The organism is Priestia sp. P5_B4 (genome assembly GCF_056400385.1).
The window spans coordinates 1-744 of sequence record NZ_JBFULJ010001327.1 but is presented as its reverse complement, the minus strand read 5'-3'; the positions used below and the strand labels follow the sequence as shown (position 1 = coordinate 744).

1 protein-coding gene is annotated in these 744 nt (G+C 43.4%); it reads left to right on the top strand.

Translation table 11 applies throughout. The features are described from left to right. A partial coding sequence (locus AC1DRF_RS30770) for an NAD(P)/FAD-dependent oxidoreductase (protein ID WP_477742670.1) occupies positions 1 to 744 on the top strand: 744 nt, incomplete at both ends.

The following is a 744-nucleotide window of genomic DNA, read 5'->3' as shown; positions in this document are numbered from 1 at the left end:
ACGACTACCTTGTTACAGCTTTAGGTAGTGAAACTGCTTACTTCGGTATCCCTGGTTTAGAAGAGCACAGCTTCGTTCTTAAATCAGTAAATGATGCAAACCGTTTACGTGCACACGTAGAAGCTTGTATCGCTGAATACAGCAAAACAAAAAATAAAGCTGACGGTACAATCGTAGTTGGCGGTGGCGGATTAACAGGTATCGAACTTGTTGGTGAATACGCTGACTTAATGCCAAGCCTATGTCTAAAACACGGTGTTGATCCGAAAGAAATTTCTCTATACTGTGTAGAAGCAGCTCCTACAGTTCTTCCAGGCTTCCCTGCTGAATTAGTAGAGCGCGCTCAATCAAGCTTAACAAAACGTGGCGTTACATTTGTTACTGGTACACCTGTAACAAAAATGGATGCTACAACTGTTGAACTTAAAGACGGCAGTAAAATTGAAACAAAAACAATGGTATGGACTGGCGGAGTTCAAGGTAACTCTGTAGTTGCTAACTCAGGTATCGAAGTAAACCGCGGTCGTGCACTTGTAAATGAATTCTTACAATCTACATCTCATAAAGATGTATTCCTTGCTGGTGACTCAGCGGTTGTAATGGGTCCAGAAGGTCGCCCTTACCCACCTACTGCTCAATTAGCTTGGCAAATGGGTGAAGTTGTAGGCGTGAACTTAGCAGTAGCTATTCGCGGCGGAGCAATGGAATCATTCGTTCCTGTCTTCTCTGGTACACTAGGAAGTC